This window comes from Nocardioides dongkuii (genome assembly GCF_014127485.1).
Classification (GTDB): Bacteria; Actinomycetota; Actinomycetes; order Propionibacteriales; family Nocardioidaceae; genus Nocardioides; species Nocardioides dongkuii.
Genome location: NZ_CP059903.1, coordinates 2851224 through 2866990 on the forward strand (window position 1 = coordinate 2851224; position 15767 = coordinate 2866990).

Consider the following 15767-nt stretch of genomic DNA (forward strand, 5'->3'; position numbering starts at 1 on the left):
GCGGCACCGACAAGGACGGGCCGACCTGCCACGATGACGCCATGAGCACCGGCCGCACCGTCGCGATCCTGGCCTTCGACGACATGGAGGTCCTGGACTTCGCGGGCCCCTACGAGGTCTTCAACGTCGCCGGCGAGCTCGGCGAGGGGGCGCCGTTCTCGGTGTTCTCCGTCGGGACCACCGGGGAGCCCGTGGTGGGACGGGGCGGCTTCACCGTCGTGCCCATGTGGTCCCTCGACGACGCGCCGGCGTCCGACCTGCTCGTGGTGCCGGGCGGCGCCGGGGCCCGCCGCCTCCTCGACGACGAGCGGCTGCTGGCCTGGGTCCGCGAGCGGGCCGCGGAGGTCGAGCTGCTGATGTCGGTGTGCACCGGCGCGCTGGTGCTCGGCGCGGCGGGGTTGCTGCGCGGGCTCCCCGCGACCACCCACCACGACGCGTACGACGAGCTCGCGACCCTCTCCCCCAGCACCGAGGTACGGCGCGGCCAGCGCTTCGTGCGGTCCTCGGAGAGGGTGCTGACCTCGGCCGGCGTCTCGGCCGGGATCGACGCCGCGCTGCACGCCGTCGAGGTGCTGGCGAGCCCTCGTACGAGGGACGTCACGGTCACCGAGATGGAGTGGGGCTGGCGGTCCTGAATCCGCGCCACGCCGCCAAATGGCGTACGGTCACGGCCGGACCGCGCCCCAACCGGGTACCGGACCGCAACACATCACTCACCAGGAGGACCCCGATGAACAAGACCGAGCTGCGCGACGCCATCGCCAAGGAGGCCGGGCTCACGAACGCCGAGGCCGACCGGGCGCTCGACGCCACCCTGTCCGCGATCACCCAGGCCGTCGCCTCCGGCGACAAGGTCTCGCTGACCGGCTTCGGCACCTTCGAGGCACGCGAGCGCTCCGCGCGCACGGGCCGCAACCCGCAGACCGGTGCGGAGATCCAGATCGCCGCCAGCACCGCGCCCGCCTTCAAGGCCGGCTCGGCGTTCAAGCAGGCCGTCGCCGGCAAGTGACCTTGCCGTGACGCCGCGGACGTCGTGCACTGCACGACGTCCGCGGCGGCCCAGCCCCGGCCCCGCTGGGCGCGAGAGCTTCATCGGCCGGCCGACGAACCTCTCGCCTGGACGACGAAGGTTCATCGTCCAGGCACCAGGTTCATCGGCCGGCCGATGAACCTTTCCCCGCCGCCTCAGCCCAGGTCGACGATCGCGGCGACCGGGCCCCCGCCGTCCGGCCCCTGGTGGGCCGCGGAGACCGAGACGAAGACCGCCGGGTCGCCGGTGACCGCCGCGGCCACGCCGCCGACGGCGGCCTTGATCTGGCGGTGCCAGTGCACGTCGGAGTCGTCGAGCATCGCGTTGCGGCGGCCCCGGACGGTGCCGTCCTGCGAGGCCTCGCACTTGAGGAACAAGTTGACCACCCGCCCGTCGAGGTCGGTGGGGTGCGGCCGCTCGGGCAGCTCGAGGCCCGCGACCCGGATCGCCTCCCACAGGCCGTCCTGGTCGAGCGCGTCGCGCATCACGGAGTGGCCGATCCGGTAGCGGCCGCCGACGCCCGTGGCGTTGCCGACCACGACCACCTGCGCGCGGTCGAGCTCGACGCCCGACGAGCAGGATGCGACCGCGGAGTACAGCGACCGGTCGCGCAGCACCTGCTCGTCCGTGGGCATCTCGATCTCGCCGAGCGCCACGGCGATGCCGAGCGCCGTGCCGCCGTTCGAGACGTCCATCGAGTAGAGGGTGTCCTCGGTGAACACGTCCTCGCCGCGCGACTTGGCGTCAGCGATCGTGCTCAGCGTGAGCAGCGGGGTCTTCGTCTGCACGTAGTGCACGTCGGCGGGGTCGCTGATCCCGGCCCGCTCCATCGCGACCCGGACGGCGTCGGCGACCTTGGTGATCATCCCCGTGCGGCCGATCTCCTCGGGCAGCAGCACCTCGCTCATCGCGAAGCCCACGGTCAGCCGGGGCTCGTCGGTGGGCTCGTAGGTGCCGTCGGGGACGGTGGCGAAGACGGTGGCGTGCGGGCTGATCACGCCGTCGGTGCCGCCCGACCAGACGATCGGCACGTGCGCGACCTGCTCGGGGTCCGCGCCCTTCTCGACCAGCACCTCGCGGAAGGCGCGGTCGGCGATGATCCGGGTGTAGTCGTTGACCCCGCCGTTGCCCTCGGTCTTCCCGATGATCGCCACGACGCGTGCGGCCTCCATGACGCCGTCGTCGATCAGCCTCGCGAGCTCGCCGGCGTCGGCGACGGAGTGGATCGGGACTTTGCGGACTTCGATGGCGCTGGGCATCAGGGCTTCCTCTCGGGTACGACGACGGTGCCGGCGGCGCCGTCGAGGGCATCGGTGATGTGCCGCAGGTCGGTGATCACGGCCCGCTCGCCGCCCTGCTCGACGAAGCGGCAGGCCGCCTCGACCTTGGGGCCCATCGAGCCGCCGGCGAAGTGACCCTCCGCGGCGTACGCCCGCATCGCGGCGGTGGTGACCTGCCCGACCGGCCGGGCAGCGGGCGTGCCGTGGCCGAGCACGGCGTTCGGGACGTCGGTGGCGACGACCAGCACCCCGGCGCCCAGGCCGTGCGCGAGCACGGCCGCGCCCAGGTCCTTGTCGATCACCGCCTCGACGCCGCGCAGCCGGCCGTCCTCGTCGGCGACGACCGGGATCCCGCCGCCGCCGTTCGCGACGGTGACGAACCCGGCCGCGACCAGCGCCGCGATCGCCTCGAGGTCGACCACCTCGAGCGGCTCCGGGGACGCGACGACGCGCCGCCAGCCCCGCTCCCCGCGGTCCTCCCAGGTCTCGCCGTGCTCGACGAGGACCTGCGCCTCCGCGGCCGGCAGGTAGCGCCCGACCGGCTTGGACGGGCGCGCGAACCCGGGGTCGTCGGAGGCCACGAGGGTGCGGGTGACCACGGCCGCCGTACGCCGGTCGACGCCGCGCTCGTGCAGGGCCGCGTCGAGCGCGTTCATCAGGACGAACCCGAGCGTCGCCTGGGTCTGGGCACCGCACCAGTCGAGCGGCACCGGCGGCACGACCGCGGCGGCCACCTCGTTCTTGACCAGCAGGTTGCCCACCTGCGGGCCGTTGCCGTGGGTGAGCACCACGTCGACGCCGCGCGCGACCAGGTCGGCGACCGCGTCGGCCGCGACGGCCGCGGCGGCGATCTGGTCGCCCGGGCGGACCCGGCCCTCCGCGCTGGCCATGGCGTTGCCGCCGAGCGCGAGCAGGACCCTCATGCGACGAACCTAGTGAGCGCCCCGGGGCCGGACACTGGCAGAAGTTGCCGACAAACCGCGCGTCCCTCAGCGGCCCCCGGCGACCCGCAGCGTCGTCCCGGTGACGTACGACGCGGCGTCGCTGAGCGCGAACGCCACCACCGCCGCGACCTCCTCGGGCTCCCCCGCACGGCCGAGCGGCACCAGCGGCCCGACCCGGTCGAGCCGGCCGGGCTCGCCGGCGTCCTCGTGGATCCGGGTCCGGACGATGCCCGGCGCGACCCCGACGACCCGGACCCCGTCGGCCGCGACCTCCTGGGCGAGGCCGAGTGTGAGGGCGTCGACGCCGGCCTTCGCGGCGGCGTACTGGACGTACTCCCCCGGCGAGCCCAGCGTCGCGGCGCCGGAGCTGATGTTGACCAACACCCCGCCGGCGCCGCCGTACGACCGGCCGAGCGCGCGGACCGCCGCACGCGCGACCAGCAGGGCCGAGGTGAGGTTGAGGTCGACCGTGCGCCGGACGACCTCGACCGGGGTCTCCGCGAGCGGCCCGAGGTGGAGGGTCGCGCCGGCGTTGTTCACGACACCGGCGAGCGGCCGCGCGGCCGCGGCGAAGAGCGTGTCGACGGCGTCCGGGTCGGTGAGGTCGCCGGGCACCAGGACGGCCGTGGCGCCGAGCGCGGCGACCTCGTCGGCGCACGCGGTCGCCGCGTCGGCGTCGGAGTGGTAGCCGAGCACCAGGTCGTGCCCGTCGGCAGCGAGCCGGAGGGCCACCGCCCGGCCGATGCCGCGGGTGCCGCCGGTGACGAGGGTGAGGGGACGGAGGTGAGGGCGCACCCGACGATCAGAACACGACGGGCGCCTCTAGTCGTCGAACGGCAGGCCCCACCACCTGCTGAGCGGAAGGACGACGACGAGCTCCAGCACGAAGGCCACGGCCAGCGTCGCTCCCACCGTCGACGCGACGTCGGCCAGCCCGGGAGAGCCGTGGGCGAGCGAGAACAGCAGCACGACGGACAGCGGCAGGAGGAACTGGACGAGCAGGCCCACGGCGACGAGGGCGACGACAGCGACGGCGGCGACCGCGACCAGGAGCACCGAGCTCAGGTCCCAGCGTCCGTCCTCACCACTGTCCTCCTCGCTCGTCCCGAGCTCCCGTTCGCCCTCGGCATCGGCATCGGCCTCGACCTCGACCTCGATGGTGGCGGGCACCTTCGTCCGACGCCAGAGCCAGAGAGCACCCAGGACGGCGGCGGTCACGACCGTCACGAGCGTTGCGTCCCCCCGGTTCCACTCGAGGATCCATCGGCCGGAGAGGAAGACCGCAGCGGACGTCGGCACGGCGAGGCTCAGCACCTCCAACGTCACCTTGCGTCGCACCTGCCTGCGCCGGTCGAGCACGTCGGCTCCTCCTGCTCGTTGCCGCCGGAGCACATCCGTCCCGGCTCCGACCAGGACGAGGGAGGCTACCGGCCCCCGGGGACCTCGGAGGCAGGATTACGGGGAAGACGTCTGATCCTCCGGACAGCCCGGACACGACGAACGGCCGGCACCCCGAGGGGTGCCGGCCGTCCGCAGGTGGTGCGTCAGGTCAGCGGATCCGGACCTGCAACCGGGCCTTGCTGGCCTTCACCTGGTCGGAGCCGGCGTACGTGGCCACGATCTTGTGCTTGCCCTTGCTCAGGCGCAGGGTCACGGTCTTGGACTTCCCGGACGACACCTTGACCACCCTGGCGGTCTTGCCGTTGTCCGAGAGGACCACGGTCCCGCGGGTGGCCAGGTCCGGCACCTTGAAGGTGATGGTGACCTTCGCCTTGCCCTGGCCCTTCTTGACCTTGCCGACCTGCTTCACCGTCAGCTGCAGCGACGACGCCGCCTTGGCCGGCTGCGGCGCAGGGGCGACCACAGGCTCGCCCTTCGGGCCGGCCCAGTGCAGCGCACGCGCCGCCTGGCTCATCCCGCCCTTGGGGTGGTTGCGGAAGAACACCGAGGTGCCGAAGACGACCGTTCGGGCACCCGAGGCGATCTCGTTGGAGACCACCGAGGCCTTGCCGGCTGCGCCCTCGGGGCCGTTGGTCGCGTTCGTGCCGCGCCAGTGGCCGGCGAGGAACGGGTCCGTGGCGTCGTAGCTCTGAGCGACCTCGACGCCCTCGCCCAGCCCGGTGAAGGAGAACGCCGGGTAGATGAACGACGTGTCCTGGGCGTACGGCGCGAGGATCGAGTCCGCCGGGGTGTCGACGGCGACGATGCCGTTGCCCGACCCGTTGCCGTTGACCACGGTGCCGGTCAGCAGCCCGAAGGAGACCGCGGCGTTGAAGCCGTTGTTCGTGCGACCGAGCAGCGAGCCGCCGCGGTTGACGAAGTCCTGGACGGCCGTGCGGGCCACCGAGGGGTTCGCCGGGTTGAAGCCGGAGGCGATCCACAGGACGTCGACGTCCTTGAGCAGCGTCGCGTCGGCGTTAAGCGAGGCCACGGACAGCGCCACCAGGTCGTCGAACCCGAGCTCGAGCAGCGAGAGCCGGTCGTCCTGGGTGCCGACGTACCCGATGGTCAGGTCGCTGAGCGCCTTGGTGCCCTCGTCGTCGAGCGCCATCAGGTCCGCCTTCGAGGCGGCCTCGACGGCGATGTCGTTCTCCTCGGCGGCCGCGGCCACCGCATTGGCCGACTCGGGGCCGACGACGACACTGCCGTCCTCGAGCATCGAGACCTTGACGCCGCCCTCCAGCAGGTCGTTGACCGTCCGGAAGTCCGCGACACCGGCGACGTCGAAGGTGAGGTAGTCGGCCTTGGCCGGCACGCCGGCGTTGGCCGTGGCGGTCGTGATCGGGGTGGTCGCGCCGAGCGGCGCGTCCTGGGTCAGGCCGACCTTGTCGACGGTCGCGCCCCACGTGTAGGAGTAGCTCCAGGCCGAGATGTCGTACATCGACGGCACCTTCGCGGAGATGTCCTCACCGAGGTCGAGCAGCGAGTTGGCCAGGCCGCGCAGCGGCTGGTGCATGTCGACGACGTAGGAACCCTTCGGGTACGTCGTGCCGCCGACGGTCGTGGCGGCGTCCAGCGTGCCGACCTCGATGTCGTGGAACAGCAGCTGCCGCACCAGGGCGGCGGCGTCGCTCGCGGACCGCTGGTCCTCGCCGACGGGGATGACGTAGGCGCGCGGCAGGGTCACCGGCTCCTGGTCGTCCGCCACGTCCCAGAGCGGCTGCCACTGGGTGGGGCCGGGGACCGAGCCGACCTCGTCCACCGTCAGGGCGTCCTTGGGCTCGCCAGCGGAACCGCGACGGAAGACCTCGATCTGGTTCTTCAGCATCTCCCGCGCGTTCGCGGTGCTGTTCATGTAGCCGACGATGCTCTCCATCGTCTCGAGGGCGACCTCGGTGTTGATCGCCGCCCGCTCCGGGGTCTGCCGGCCACCGGCCGCGCCGCGGCCCAGGGGCAGCTCCACGGTCGCCGAGGCGGCGCCGAAGAACGCGGCGTACTGCGCGGTGAAGATCGGCGGGAAGTCGTCCCAGCCGTCGGGGGTGTCGCGGTAGGGGATCTTGATGTGGGCGGTGTCGGGCCCGGTGTTGGTCTGGGAGACCTGGCGGGTGGTCACGTTGAAGTACGTGTTGCCCGGGATGGCGGCGGCGACGACGTCCTGCTCGACCTTGAGCGCGAGCGCGTAGTTGTGCGGCATGTAGAGGTCGTACTCGTAGTTCGAGCCGTGCGGCGGGCCGGTGGGCTCCATCTGGAGCACGCTGGTGTAGCCGTGGAAGTCGGCCGCGTAGATCGGCTGGATGGCCTGCGCCTGCCGGATGAACGACTGCGTCTCCGGCGTGGAGTTGGTGATCATGTCGCGGTTGGGGTCCAGGCCGATCGCCGTGGCGCGCGTGGCGTTGGTGCGGCCGTCGGGGTTCAGCGACGGGGAGAAGTAGAGCCGGTTGTTGCGCAGGATGCTGCCGACCTCGGACATCGGAGCGGTGGCGAGCCACTCGATGTACTGCATCGCAGCGTCGGTGCCCTCCCACTCGTTGCCATGGATGTTGTTGCTGATCCAGACCGGCGTCTTGTACTGCGCGAGCAGGTCGGTGTCGGCTGCGGCAGCGGTCGGGTCGGTCTTGATCTTCTCGCGCCAGGCGGTCTGCTGCGCGGTGTCCTCCGCGCGCTCCGGGGCGGTGAGGGTGACCAGGTAGAGGTCACGGCCCTGGGTGGACTGCCCGACGACCTGGGTGGAGATCCGGTCGCTCTTGCCCATCAGCTCGACCAGCTTCGGCGCCAGGTCGGGGTGACCCAGCAGCGCGGCGGTGTGCGCGGCGTCGTCCGGGTTGTCGCGGTACAGCCGCAGCTCCGGCTGGTAGGGGTACGACGTCGGCATGTCGATCGGGTCGCCGGCGGCCGGGGCGGCCACAGCCGCCTGCACGACCTGCGCCTTCTTCCCGGGCTCGGCGGTGGTGGCGGTGCCGGGGCCGCGGCCGCCGTCCGCAGTGGCGCCGGCTCCTGCCGGCTCAGCCGCGGCCGGGAGGCCGACGGAGGTCAGCACCGACGAGGCCGCGAGGGCCAAGCCGGTCACGCCGATCAGAGCGCGTGATTTCCTCACTGAATGACTCGATTCTGTCGTGTTCCGTGATGGCTCCGGCCGCCCGCGGCCGGGTCGAACGCGTGCCAGGCTGTCTGACAATGCGCCTGTTTCGCCCGAAGTCACAGGGTGTTAACAGAACTTCTCGACCTGTGGTCACCGGTTGCGGCCGGGGCCGGGGCGCTATAAGCGCGGCGCTCACCGGCGCGCGGGCGCACCGTCGTACCAGCCGGCCAGCCGGCCGTGGTCGCTGACGGCGCGCAGCCGCCGCTCGATCGCGGCGCCGTCCTCGCGGGGCGCGGCGACCAGCACCTGGTCGCCGGCGCGCAAGTCGGTGGAGGGGCTGGGCGCGAAGATCTCGCCGGCGCGCACGAGCAGGGAGACCGCGGCGCCGGGCGGGAGCCGCAGCTCCGCGATCTCCACGCCGACCATCCGCGACCGTTCGGGGACGGCGAACTGCAGCAGCGAGGCGTCGAGGGCGTCGAGCGCCGCCGACTCGATGGCGACGTCGCGCGGGTTCTGCGGGCGGGTGGCCCCGGTGCGCCGCGCGACCCACGGCAGGGTCGGCCCCTGCAGCAGGGTGAAGAGGACGACGAGCAGGAAGACCACGTCGAAGACCCGCTCCGCGCCGGGCAGGCCGACGCTCATCGGGATCGTGGCCAGCACGATCGGGACGGCTCCGCGCAGGCCGGCCCAGCTGACGAAGACCTGCTCACGCCACGGCATCCGGAACGGCGTGGTGCACACCAGCACCGAGACCGGGCGCGCGACGAGGGTGAGCGCGGCGCCCACGACCAGGGCGGTGGGCAGCGCCTCGAGCAGTCGACCGGGGCTGGCGAGCAGGCCGAGCAGGATGAACAGCCCGATCTGGGAGAGCCAGGCCAGCCCCTCGGCGAAGGAGGCGGTGGCGGACCGGTGCGGCAGCCGGGAGTTGCCCAGCACCAGGCCGGCGACGTAGATCGCCATGATCGGGCTGCCGCCGGCCACCCCGGAGACCGCGAAGGCGAGGAAGGCGATCGCCAGCGTCGCCAGCGGGTAGAGGCCCGAGGCCGGGAGCGCGCTGCGCCCGAGCGCCCAGGCACCGGCCCACGCCACCAGCCCGCCCACGAGCACCCCGACGAGGAGCTGGAACCCGATCTGCCCCGCGATCCCGAGCGGCCCCGACGTGCTCCAGGCGTCCGAGGTGACGACGGTGACCAGGATGATCACCGGCGGGTCGTTGAAGCCCGACTCCGCCTCCACCACGGCGCGCAGCCGGCCCCGGACCGGCATCCTGCGCAGCACCGAGAACACCGCGGCCGCGTCGGTCGAGGAGGCGACCGCGCCCAGCACGATCGCGGTCCGCAGGTCGACGTCCAGGACGAGGAGGACCAGGCCGCTGGTGACGGTGACGCTCACGAGGACGCCGACCGTCGCGAGCACGCCGGCCGTCGCCGCCACCGGGCGCACGGTCCGCCAGTCGGTCGTGAAGCCGCCCTCCGCGAGGATCACCGCCAGCGCGACCGTGCCGATCACCATGGTCAGGTCGGCGTCGTCGAACCGGAGGCCGAGGCCGCCCTCCCCCAGCGCGAGCCCGATCGCCAGGTAGATCAGCAGGCTCGGGAGGCCCGCCCGGCTGGTGATCCGCACCGCCGCGACGGCGGCCAGCAGCACGACCGCGCCGACCAGGACGACGACGTCGAGGTCGGCGACGGTCACGGGACGGGCCTGAGCACCACGTCGAGCCCGACGACCTGCAGGTCGCGCACGGCCACCCGGCCCAGGTCCGCCACGTCCCGGTCGCCGACGGCGCGGGCGAGCTCGTCCTCCAGGTCGGCCTCCGCGTCGGCGCGCGCCCGGTCCAGGACGTCGGCGGGGTCGCCGGGACACGGCGGCTCCACCGGGACGGACGCCTCGGCGAGCAGCCGTACGTCGTGCCCGTCGCGGGTCGTGGCCCGCACGGTGACCGCCAGCGGCTCGGCGTCGAGCGGCACCACCTCGACCACGTCGAGCAGCGGCCAACGCCAGGTCGGCCCGCCGCCGACGACGCGGCGGACCACGCCGCGCCGGCTGACCACCAGGACGTGGTCCGGCGGCGTCCACCGCACGCTGGCGCCGGCGAGCACGACCAGGAGGGGGAGCACGAGGAGGAACACCAGGACCGTTGCCGTCGGCTCCTCCATGTCGCCTCCTGTCCGTGCTCGTCCGGCACTGTCGAGTCTGCTTCTCCGGGCGGCCGTTCTCCATGGGGGCTACCACCCATCTCCGCCCGGCGCCGCGGCGGCGCTCGTGGCAGGGTGGCGGGGTGCGCACCGAGACGCTCCCCCTGTACTGGCGGGTGTGCCTGATCAACGGCACCGTGTTCCTCGCCGGGACGCTCGCGCTGCTGCTCTCGCCCGCGAGCGTCTCGCAGCGCCCCCTGGTCTCCGAGGCCGTCGTGCTCACGCTCGGGCTGACGCTGACGCTGGTCACCAACGCGCTGCTGCTCCGCGCCAGCCTCGCGCCCATCGACCGGGTGGCCCGGCAGATGGCCACCGTCGATCTCCTCGAGCCGGGACAGCGGCTCGAGACCGGGGGCGGCGGGGTCGGCGGGCGGCTGGTCGCCAGCTTCAACGCGATGCTGGACCGGCTCGAGGAGGAGCGGCGCAGCAGCGACGCCCGCGCGCTGGCCGCCGAGGAGGACGAGCGGCACCGGATCGCCCAGGAGCTGCACGACCAGGTCGGCCAGCAGCTGACCGTGGTGCTGCTCGGGCTCAAGCAGGTCCAGCAGCGCGCCCCCGCCGACCTGGTAGAGGAGCTGGAGCTGGTGCGCGAGAGCGCCCGCGCCAGCCTCGACGACGTGCGCCGGGTGGCGCGGGAGCTGCGCCCCGGCGTGCTCGACGACCTCGGGCTGCACAGCGCGCTCGCGTCGCTGGCGACCGGCTTCTCCGCGCACGGCGGGGCCGCGGTGCGCCGGTCGATCGCGCCGGGGCTGCCGGCGCTGCCGCCGGCGACCGAGGTGGTGGTCTACCGGGTCGCCCAGGAGGCGCTCACCAACGCGGCCCGGCACGCCGCCGCCGCCCACGTCGAGCTGACCCTGCAGCGGCTCGGCGACCGCGTCGAGCTCGTCGTCCAGGACGACGGCCGCGGGCTGCCCGACGGCGCGACCGGGGCCGGGCTGCGCGGCATGCGGGAGCGGGCCCGCTCGGTCGGGGGCGAGCTGGCGGTCACCGGCTCCCCGGGCCACGGCACCCGGGTACGGCTGACCGTGCCGGTCGCGGGCGGACCGGCGTGAGCGTCCGGATCCTACTGGCCGACGACCACGCGCTGGTGCGCCGCGGCGTACGCCTCATCCTGGAGCAGGAGCCGGACCTGGAGGTCGTGGCCGAGGCGGGCGACGGCGCGGAGGCGGTCGCCCTGCTGCGCGAGGTGCCGGTCGACCTGGTGATCCTGGACATCGCGATGCCGCGGATGACCGGGCTGCAGGCGGCTCGCGAGATCGGCCGCCGCCGCGAGCCGCCGCGGGTGCTGATGCTCTCGATGCACGACAACGAGCAGTACTTCTTCGAGTCGCTCAAGGTGGGCGCCAGCGGCTACGTGCTGAAGTCCGTGGCCGACGAGGACCTGGTCGCGGCCTGCCGGTCCGCGATGCGCGGGGAGGCCTTCGTCTACCCCGGCGCGATGAGCGCGCTGGTGCGCGACTACCTCGACCGGCTGCGGCGCGGCGAGCGGGTGCCGATGACCGCGCTGACCGAGCGGGAGAACCAGGTGCTCAAGCTGATCGCCGAGGGGTCGTCGTCCAAGGAGATCGCCGCGGCGCTGACGATCAGCGTCAAGACCGTGGAGCGGCACCGCGCCAACATCCTCGCCCGGCTGGGCATGCGGGACCGGACGCAGCTGGTGCGCTACGCGATCCGGGCGGGGCTGGTCGAGCCGTAGCGGAGACGCGTCAGCGGATCCGCTGATGGTGGTCGAGCGAGCCGCGCGACCGAGGCACGAGGTCGCGACCGGCGTGTCGAGACCCGGTCGCTCTCGCGATCACATCGCGTCCACGTCGGCGTGCGTCGCGCCGCCGGAGAGCCGGGCGTACCCGGGGCCGCGGTCGAAGAACGCCTCGACCGGGGGGCGGCCGGCGCGCTCGGCGGCGGTGGCGGCCTCGTCGTACGCCAGGTCGTCGGTCTCGAGCGAGCCGGTCAGCACCACGCCGTACGACGCGCGGGCGGCGTCCGGCGAGACCTTGTGCCACCGGACGTCGCGGACGACGAGGGCCGGGTCGCGCGCCAGCGGGTCGCCCCAGCCGCCGCCCCCGGTGGTGCGGATCCGGATCAGCTCGCCCGCGGCCACCGGCTCGGCGTCGGCGAGCGCGTCGACCTCCCGCTCGCGGGGGCCGCCCGGATCGATCGTGACCCGGAACGGCGACCCGGCGCGGCCGCCCCGGACACCCCAGCAGGACAGGATCGAGCGGTCCGCGATCGACATGAAGTGCGCGTCCCGGAGCATCCGGACCTGCTTCTCGTACCCGAGCCCGCCGCGGAACTCCCCCGCTCCCCCGCTGTCCACCGCCAGCGACAGCGACTCGACCCGGAACGGGAAGCGCGCCTCGGTGAACTCGGTCGGCAGGTTCCGGCTGTCGGGCACCACGTGGATGGTGTCCTCGCCGTCGGCGTAGTAGCGACCGCCGGAGCCGCCGCCGAGCACCTCGCGCATCAGGTACGGCCGGCCGTCGCGGTCCTCGCCGTAGACGCCGGTGTAGCGGATCGTCTCCTGGTCGGCCGGCATCCGCCCGTCGACCGCCTTGGCGACCACGCCGGCGAGCACGCCGAGCAGCCGGAGGATCACGAAGGTGCGGGCATTGGTGGGGGCCGGGAAGACCGGGGTCAGCAGCGTCCCGGGCTCGGGGAACCGCATTTCGAGCAGCGGCACCACGCCCTCGTTGACGTCGAGCTCGGCCATCCGCTCGGGGCTCTCCGCGAGGTTGCGCAGGACGGGCGCCAGCCACTTCGCCAGGAAGACGCCGTCCGAGGCGTCGCCGGCGTGGTTGATCGGGCCCTTCGCCTGCGGGCCGGTGCCGTCGAAGTCGAGGACCAGCCGCTCGCCGCCCGGGTCGTCGGCGGGCGTGCGGGTCAGGGTGATCCGCTGGGTGTGCAGCCGCGGCTCGTCGACGCCGTCGTGCTCGGCGTAGTCCTCCCAGACCCAGGTGCCGACCGGGATCTGGGAGAGGATCTCGCGGCGGTACGTCGTGGTGGTGCGGTCGATGATCGCGTCGAAGCACGCCTCGACCGCGGCCACGCCGTACCGGTCGAAGAGCTCGCCGAGGCGGCGCGCGCCCATCAGGCAGGCCGAGCACTCCGCGTCGAGGTCGGCCGAGAGCGACTCCGGCATCCGGCTGTTGCGGGTCATGATCGTCAGCGCCGCGCGGTTGGGGACGCCGGCGTCCCACAGCCGGATCGGCGGCACCATCAGCCCCTCCTCGAAGACGCTGGTGGCGTGGCTGGGCATCGACCCCGGGACCGCGCCGCCGATGTCGTCGTGGTGGCCGAAGGCCTGCACGAACGCCACGACGCGACGGTCCTCCTCGTCCCCCGCGAAGACCGGGACGGTGACGCACAGGTCGGGCAGGTGGCCGATGCCGCCCTCGGAGCGGTAGACGTCGTTGTGGAAGAACACGTCGCCCTCGCGCATCTCCGCGATCGGGAAGTCGCGCGCGACCGGGTGGACCAGGGCGGAGTACGAGCGGCCGGTGAGCTTGCGCAGCAGCCGGTCGTGGATGCCGGCGCGGAAGTCGTGCGCGTCGCGGATCATCGGGCTGCGGCTGGTCCGCGCGATCGCCGTCTCGACCTCCCGCTCGACGCTGGCCAGCGAGCCCTGGACGATCTCGACCAGCACCGGGTCGGCGGCCGCGCCGCGGTCGTCGGTGAGGAAGCCGAAGGGGAACTGCGTGGGGGCACGGCGGCTCATGCGCGGCCCACGATCAGGTTGAGGTGCTCGTCGACCCGGGCCGCGAACCCGGGGTGCAGCGGCACGGTGGAGCCGAACTCCTCGATGATCGCCGGGCCGGTCACGGTCGCCCCGGGCGGGAGGTCGGTGCGCTGGACGATGCGGGTCTCGGCGTACCCGTCGTCGGCGTCGAAGCAGACCGCCCGGGTGGGATCCCCCCAGGACGTCTGCCGGTCGGCGACCTCGTGCCGCCGGATCTCCGGGCGCGTGATCGGCCCGATCCCGGAGACCCGGAGGTTGACCCACTCGACCTGCTGGGTCGGATCGCCGGCGAAGTCGTAGCCGTAGAGCGCGCGGTGCTCGGCGTGGAAGGCCGCGGCGACCGCCGCGGGGTCGAGCGGACCGGGGGCGACCGGCACCCGCACCTCGAACGCCTGGCCGAAGTAGCGCAGGTCGGCGGTGCGCGCGAAGACGTGCTCCGCCGGGGCGAAGCCCTCGGCCTCCAGCGCCGAGGCGGCGCGCGCCGTGAGGCCGTCGTACACCTGCTCGACGACGGCGGGGTCGAGGGCGTCGGCGAGGGCGACGTGGGTCTGCACGTGGTCGTCCTTGACGTCGACGGTGAGCAGCCCGAACGCCGAGACGTTGCCGGGGTCCGGCGGCACCAGCACGGTCGGGACGCCGAGGACGTCCATCAGCCGGCACAGCAGCAGCGACCCGGAGCCGCCGAAGGTGACCAGCGCGAAGTCGCGGACGTCGAGCCCGCGCTTGACCGTGACCTGGCGCAGCGCGTTGGCCTGGTTCCAGGCCGAGATCTCCAGGACGCCGGCGGCGCACGCCTCCGGGGAGAGGTCCAGCTGCTGTGCGAGCGCCGCGACGCCGGCGCGGGCGGCCTCGACGTCCAGCGGGATCTCGCCGCCCAGCAGGTGCGGGGGGATCCGGCCGAGCACGACGTGGGCGTCGGTGACGGTCACCTCGGTGCCGCCCCGGCCGTAGCAGAGCGGCCCGGGGTCGGCGCCCGCCGAGCGCGGCCCGACCTTGAGCGCTCCCTCCGGCGAGAGCCAGGCGACCGAGCCGCCGCCCGCGCCGACCGTGACGACGTCGATCATCGGGATCTTCGACGGGAACGCGCCGACCGAGCCCTCGGTGGTGAGCGTCGGCTCGCCGTCGACGACCACGCTGACGTCGGTGGAGGTCCCGCCGCCGTCGGAGGTGAGCACCCGGTCGAAGCCCGCGACCTGGGCGATCAGCGCCGCGCCGAGGGCGCCGGCCGCCGGCCCGGAGAGCACGGTGGTGATCGGCTGGTGCACGACCTCCGCGGCCGAGAGCACCCCGCCGTTGCTCTTCATCACGTGGAAGGGCGGACTGTCGTAGGCCCGCAGCCGCTCGCTGATCGCGGCGACGTACGCCGAGAGCCGCGGCTTGACCGCCGCGTCGACGAGGGTGGTCATCGCGCGCTCGTACTCGCGGTACTCGCGCAGCACCTCGCTGGACAGCGAGACCACCGCGTCGGGGTGCTCCTCGCGCAGCACCTCCAGCATCCGCTGCTCGTGGGCCGGGTCGGCGTACGCGTGCAGGAAGCAGACGCCCAGCGTCGAGACGCCCTGGTCGCGGAACCACCGGGCCACCTCGCGGGCGCCGTCCTCGTCGAACGGCCCCACCTCGGCGCCGTCGGCGTCCAGCCGGCCCTCGACGCCGCGGACCAGGTCGCGCGGCACGATCCGGGGCGGCTTCACCCAGAAGTAGGAGTTGCCGTAGCCGTCGGGCACCGACTGGCGGGCGATCTCGAGCATCGCCTCGTAGCCGGTGTTGGTGATGAAGCCCAGGCGGTCCACCTTGCCCTCGAGGAGCTGGTTGGTCGCCACCGTCGTGCCGTGGCTGACCGCGGAGACCGCGTCGCCGTCGGCGCCCATCAGGCCGAGGACCTTCTCGATGCCGGCGAGGAACCCGTCAGCGGGGTCGGCGGGCGTCGAGGGGGTCTTGGTGGTGACCAGCTCGCCGCTGTCCTCGTCGAGGGCGACCACGTCGGTGAACGTCCCCCCGGTGTCGATCCCGATCCGGATCCGGCGCGCGGCTGCCATGGCCACGATCCAACCGTCCCGGCACCC

13 protein-coding genes are annotated in these 15767 nt (G+C 73.7%); 4 read left to right on the plus strand and 9 right to left on the minus strand.

Features of this window, described 5'->3' with window-relative positions:
- Positions 1-41: 41 nt before the first annotated feature.
- Both H4O22_RS13760 and H4O22_RS13765 read left to right on the plus strand, forming a co-directional pair.
- Positions 42-635, plus strand: coding sequence for a DJ-1/PfpI family protein (locus H4O22_RS13760; RefSeq protein WP_182523947.1), 594 nt, complete (start codon positions 42-44; stop codon positions 633-635).
- Between the two features lie 95 nt (positions 636-730).
- On the plus strand, positions 731-1009 hold the full coding sequence (locus H4O22_RS13765) for an HU family DNA-binding protein (protein ID WP_182523948.1): 279 nt from the start codon (positions 731-733) through the stop codon (positions 1007-1009).
- A gap of 176 nt (positions 1010-1185) precedes the next feature.
- On the opposite strand, the gene bar is transcribed toward H4O22_RS13765, so the two are convergent.
- From bar to H4O22_RS13800, 7 genes are all read right to left on the minus strand, one after another.
- Positions 1186-2289 (minus strand): barbiturase, encoded by a 1104-nt coding sequence (bar, locus tag H4O22_RS13770; RefSeq protein ID WP_182523949.1) that lies wholly within the window; start codon positions 2287-2289, stop codon positions 1186-1188.
- Positions 2289-3233, minus strand: a complete 945-nt coding sequence (locus H4O22_RS13775) for a carbamate kinase (protein ID WP_182523950.1) — start codon at positions 3231-3233, stop codon at positions 2289-2291. Before H4O22_RS13775 ends, bar begins: the two co-directional genes overlap by 1 nt.
- 66 nt (positions 3234-3299) lie before the next feature.
- Positions 3300-4049, minus strand: a complete 750-nt coding sequence (locus H4O22_RS13780; RefSeq protein ID WP_182523951.1) for an SDR family oxidoreductase — start codon at positions 4047-4049, stop codon at positions 3300-3302.
- 27 nt (positions 4050-4076) lie between these two features.
- Positions 4077-4613 (minus strand): hypothetical protein, encoded by a 537-nt coding sequence (locus H4O22_RS13785; RefSeq protein ID WP_182523952.1) that lies wholly within the window; start codon positions 4611-4613, stop codon positions 4077-4079.
- A 190-nt stretch (positions 4614-4803) separates the two neighbouring features.
- Positions 4804-7761, minus strand: a complete 2958-nt coding sequence (locus tag H4O22_RS13790; RefSeq protein WP_220451168.1) for a M14 family zinc carboxypeptidase — start codon at positions 7759-7761, stop codon at positions 4804-4806.
- Positions 7762-7965: 204 nt separating this feature from the next.
- Positions 7966-9465 (minus strand): potassium/proton antiporter, encoded by a 1500-nt coding sequence (locus tag H4O22_RS13795; RefSeq protein ID WP_182523954.1) that lies wholly within the window; start codon positions 9463-9465, stop codon positions 7966-7968.
- The gene (locus tag H4O22_RS13800; RefSeq protein ID WP_182523955.1) at positions 9462-9929 is read right to left on the minus strand and encodes an SPFH domain-containing protein; all 468 of its coding nucleotides are present in this window, start codon (positions 9927-9929) and stop codon (positions 9462-9464) included. The genes H4O22_RS13795 and H4O22_RS13800 overlap by 4 nt, the downstream gene beginning before the upstream one ends.
- Positions 9930-10051: 122 nt before the next feature.
- On the opposite strand from H4O22_RS13800, the gene H4O22_RS13805 reads away from it, so the two are divergent.
- Both H4O22_RS13805 and H4O22_RS13810 read left to right on the plus strand, forming a co-directional pair.
- The gene (locus tag H4O22_RS13805) at positions 10052-11020 is read left to right on the plus strand and encodes a sensor histidine kinase (protein ID WP_244962973.1); all 969 of its coding nucleotides are present in this window, start codon (positions 10052-10054) and stop codon (positions 11018-11020) included.
- Positions 11017-11664: a response regulator gene (locus H4O22_RS13810; protein ID WP_182523957.1), complete on the plus strand. Its 648-nt coding sequence runs from the start codon at positions 11017-11019 to the stop codon at positions 11662-11664. Before H4O22_RS13805 ends, H4O22_RS13810 begins: the two co-directional genes overlap by 4 nt.
- Before the next feature lie 99 nt (positions 11665-11763).
- On the opposite strand, the gene H4O22_RS13815 is transcribed toward H4O22_RS13810, so the two are convergent.
- Complete coding sequence (locus H4O22_RS13815; protein WP_182523958.1) at positions 11764-13683, minus strand: hydantoinase B/oxoprolinase family protein; 1920 nt, start codon at positions 13681-13683, stop codon at positions 11764-11766.
- Positions 13680-15740, minus strand: coding sequence for a hydantoinase/oxoprolinase family protein (locus H4O22_RS13820; protein ID WP_182523959.1), 2061 nt, complete (start codon positions 15738-15740; stop codon positions 13680-13682). The genes H4O22_RS13815 and H4O22_RS13820 overlap by 4 nt, the downstream gene beginning before the upstream one ends.
- Positions 15741-15767 lie beyond the last annotated feature (27 nt).

What these genes read in the sequence shown, in the direction of transcription:
- H4O22_RS13815 (WP_182523958.1), bottom strand. Translation starts at nt 13,683, where the DNA reads ATGAGCCGCCGTGCCCCCACGCAGTTCCCCTTCGGCTTCCTCACCGAC.
- H4O22_RS13800 (WP_182523955.1), bottom strand. Translation starts at nt 9,929, where the DNA reads ATGGAGGAGCCGACGGCAACGGTCCTGGTGTTCCTCCTCGTGCTCCCC.
- H4O22_RS13775 (WP_182523950.1), bottom strand. Translation starts at nt 3,233, where the DNA reads ATGAGGGTCCTGCTCGCGCTCGGCGGCAACGCCATGGCCAGCGCGGAG.
- H4O22_RS13760 (WP_182523947.1), top strand. Translation starts at nt 42, where the DNA reads ATGAGCACCGGCCGCACCGTCGCGATCCTGGCCTTCGACGACATGGAG.
- H4O22_RS13820 (WP_182523959.1), bottom strand. Translation starts at nt 15,740, where the DNA reads ATGGCAGCCGCGCGCCGGATCCGGATCGGGATCGACACCGGGGGGACG.
- bar (WP_182523949.1), bottom strand. Translation starts at nt 2,289, where the DNA reads ATGCCCAGCGCCATCGAAGTCCGCAAAGTCCCGATCCACTCCGTCGCC.
- H4O22_RS13765 (WP_182523948.1), top strand. Translation starts at nt 731, where the DNA reads ATGAACAAGACCGAGCTGCGCGACGCCATCGCCAAGGAGGCCGGGCTC.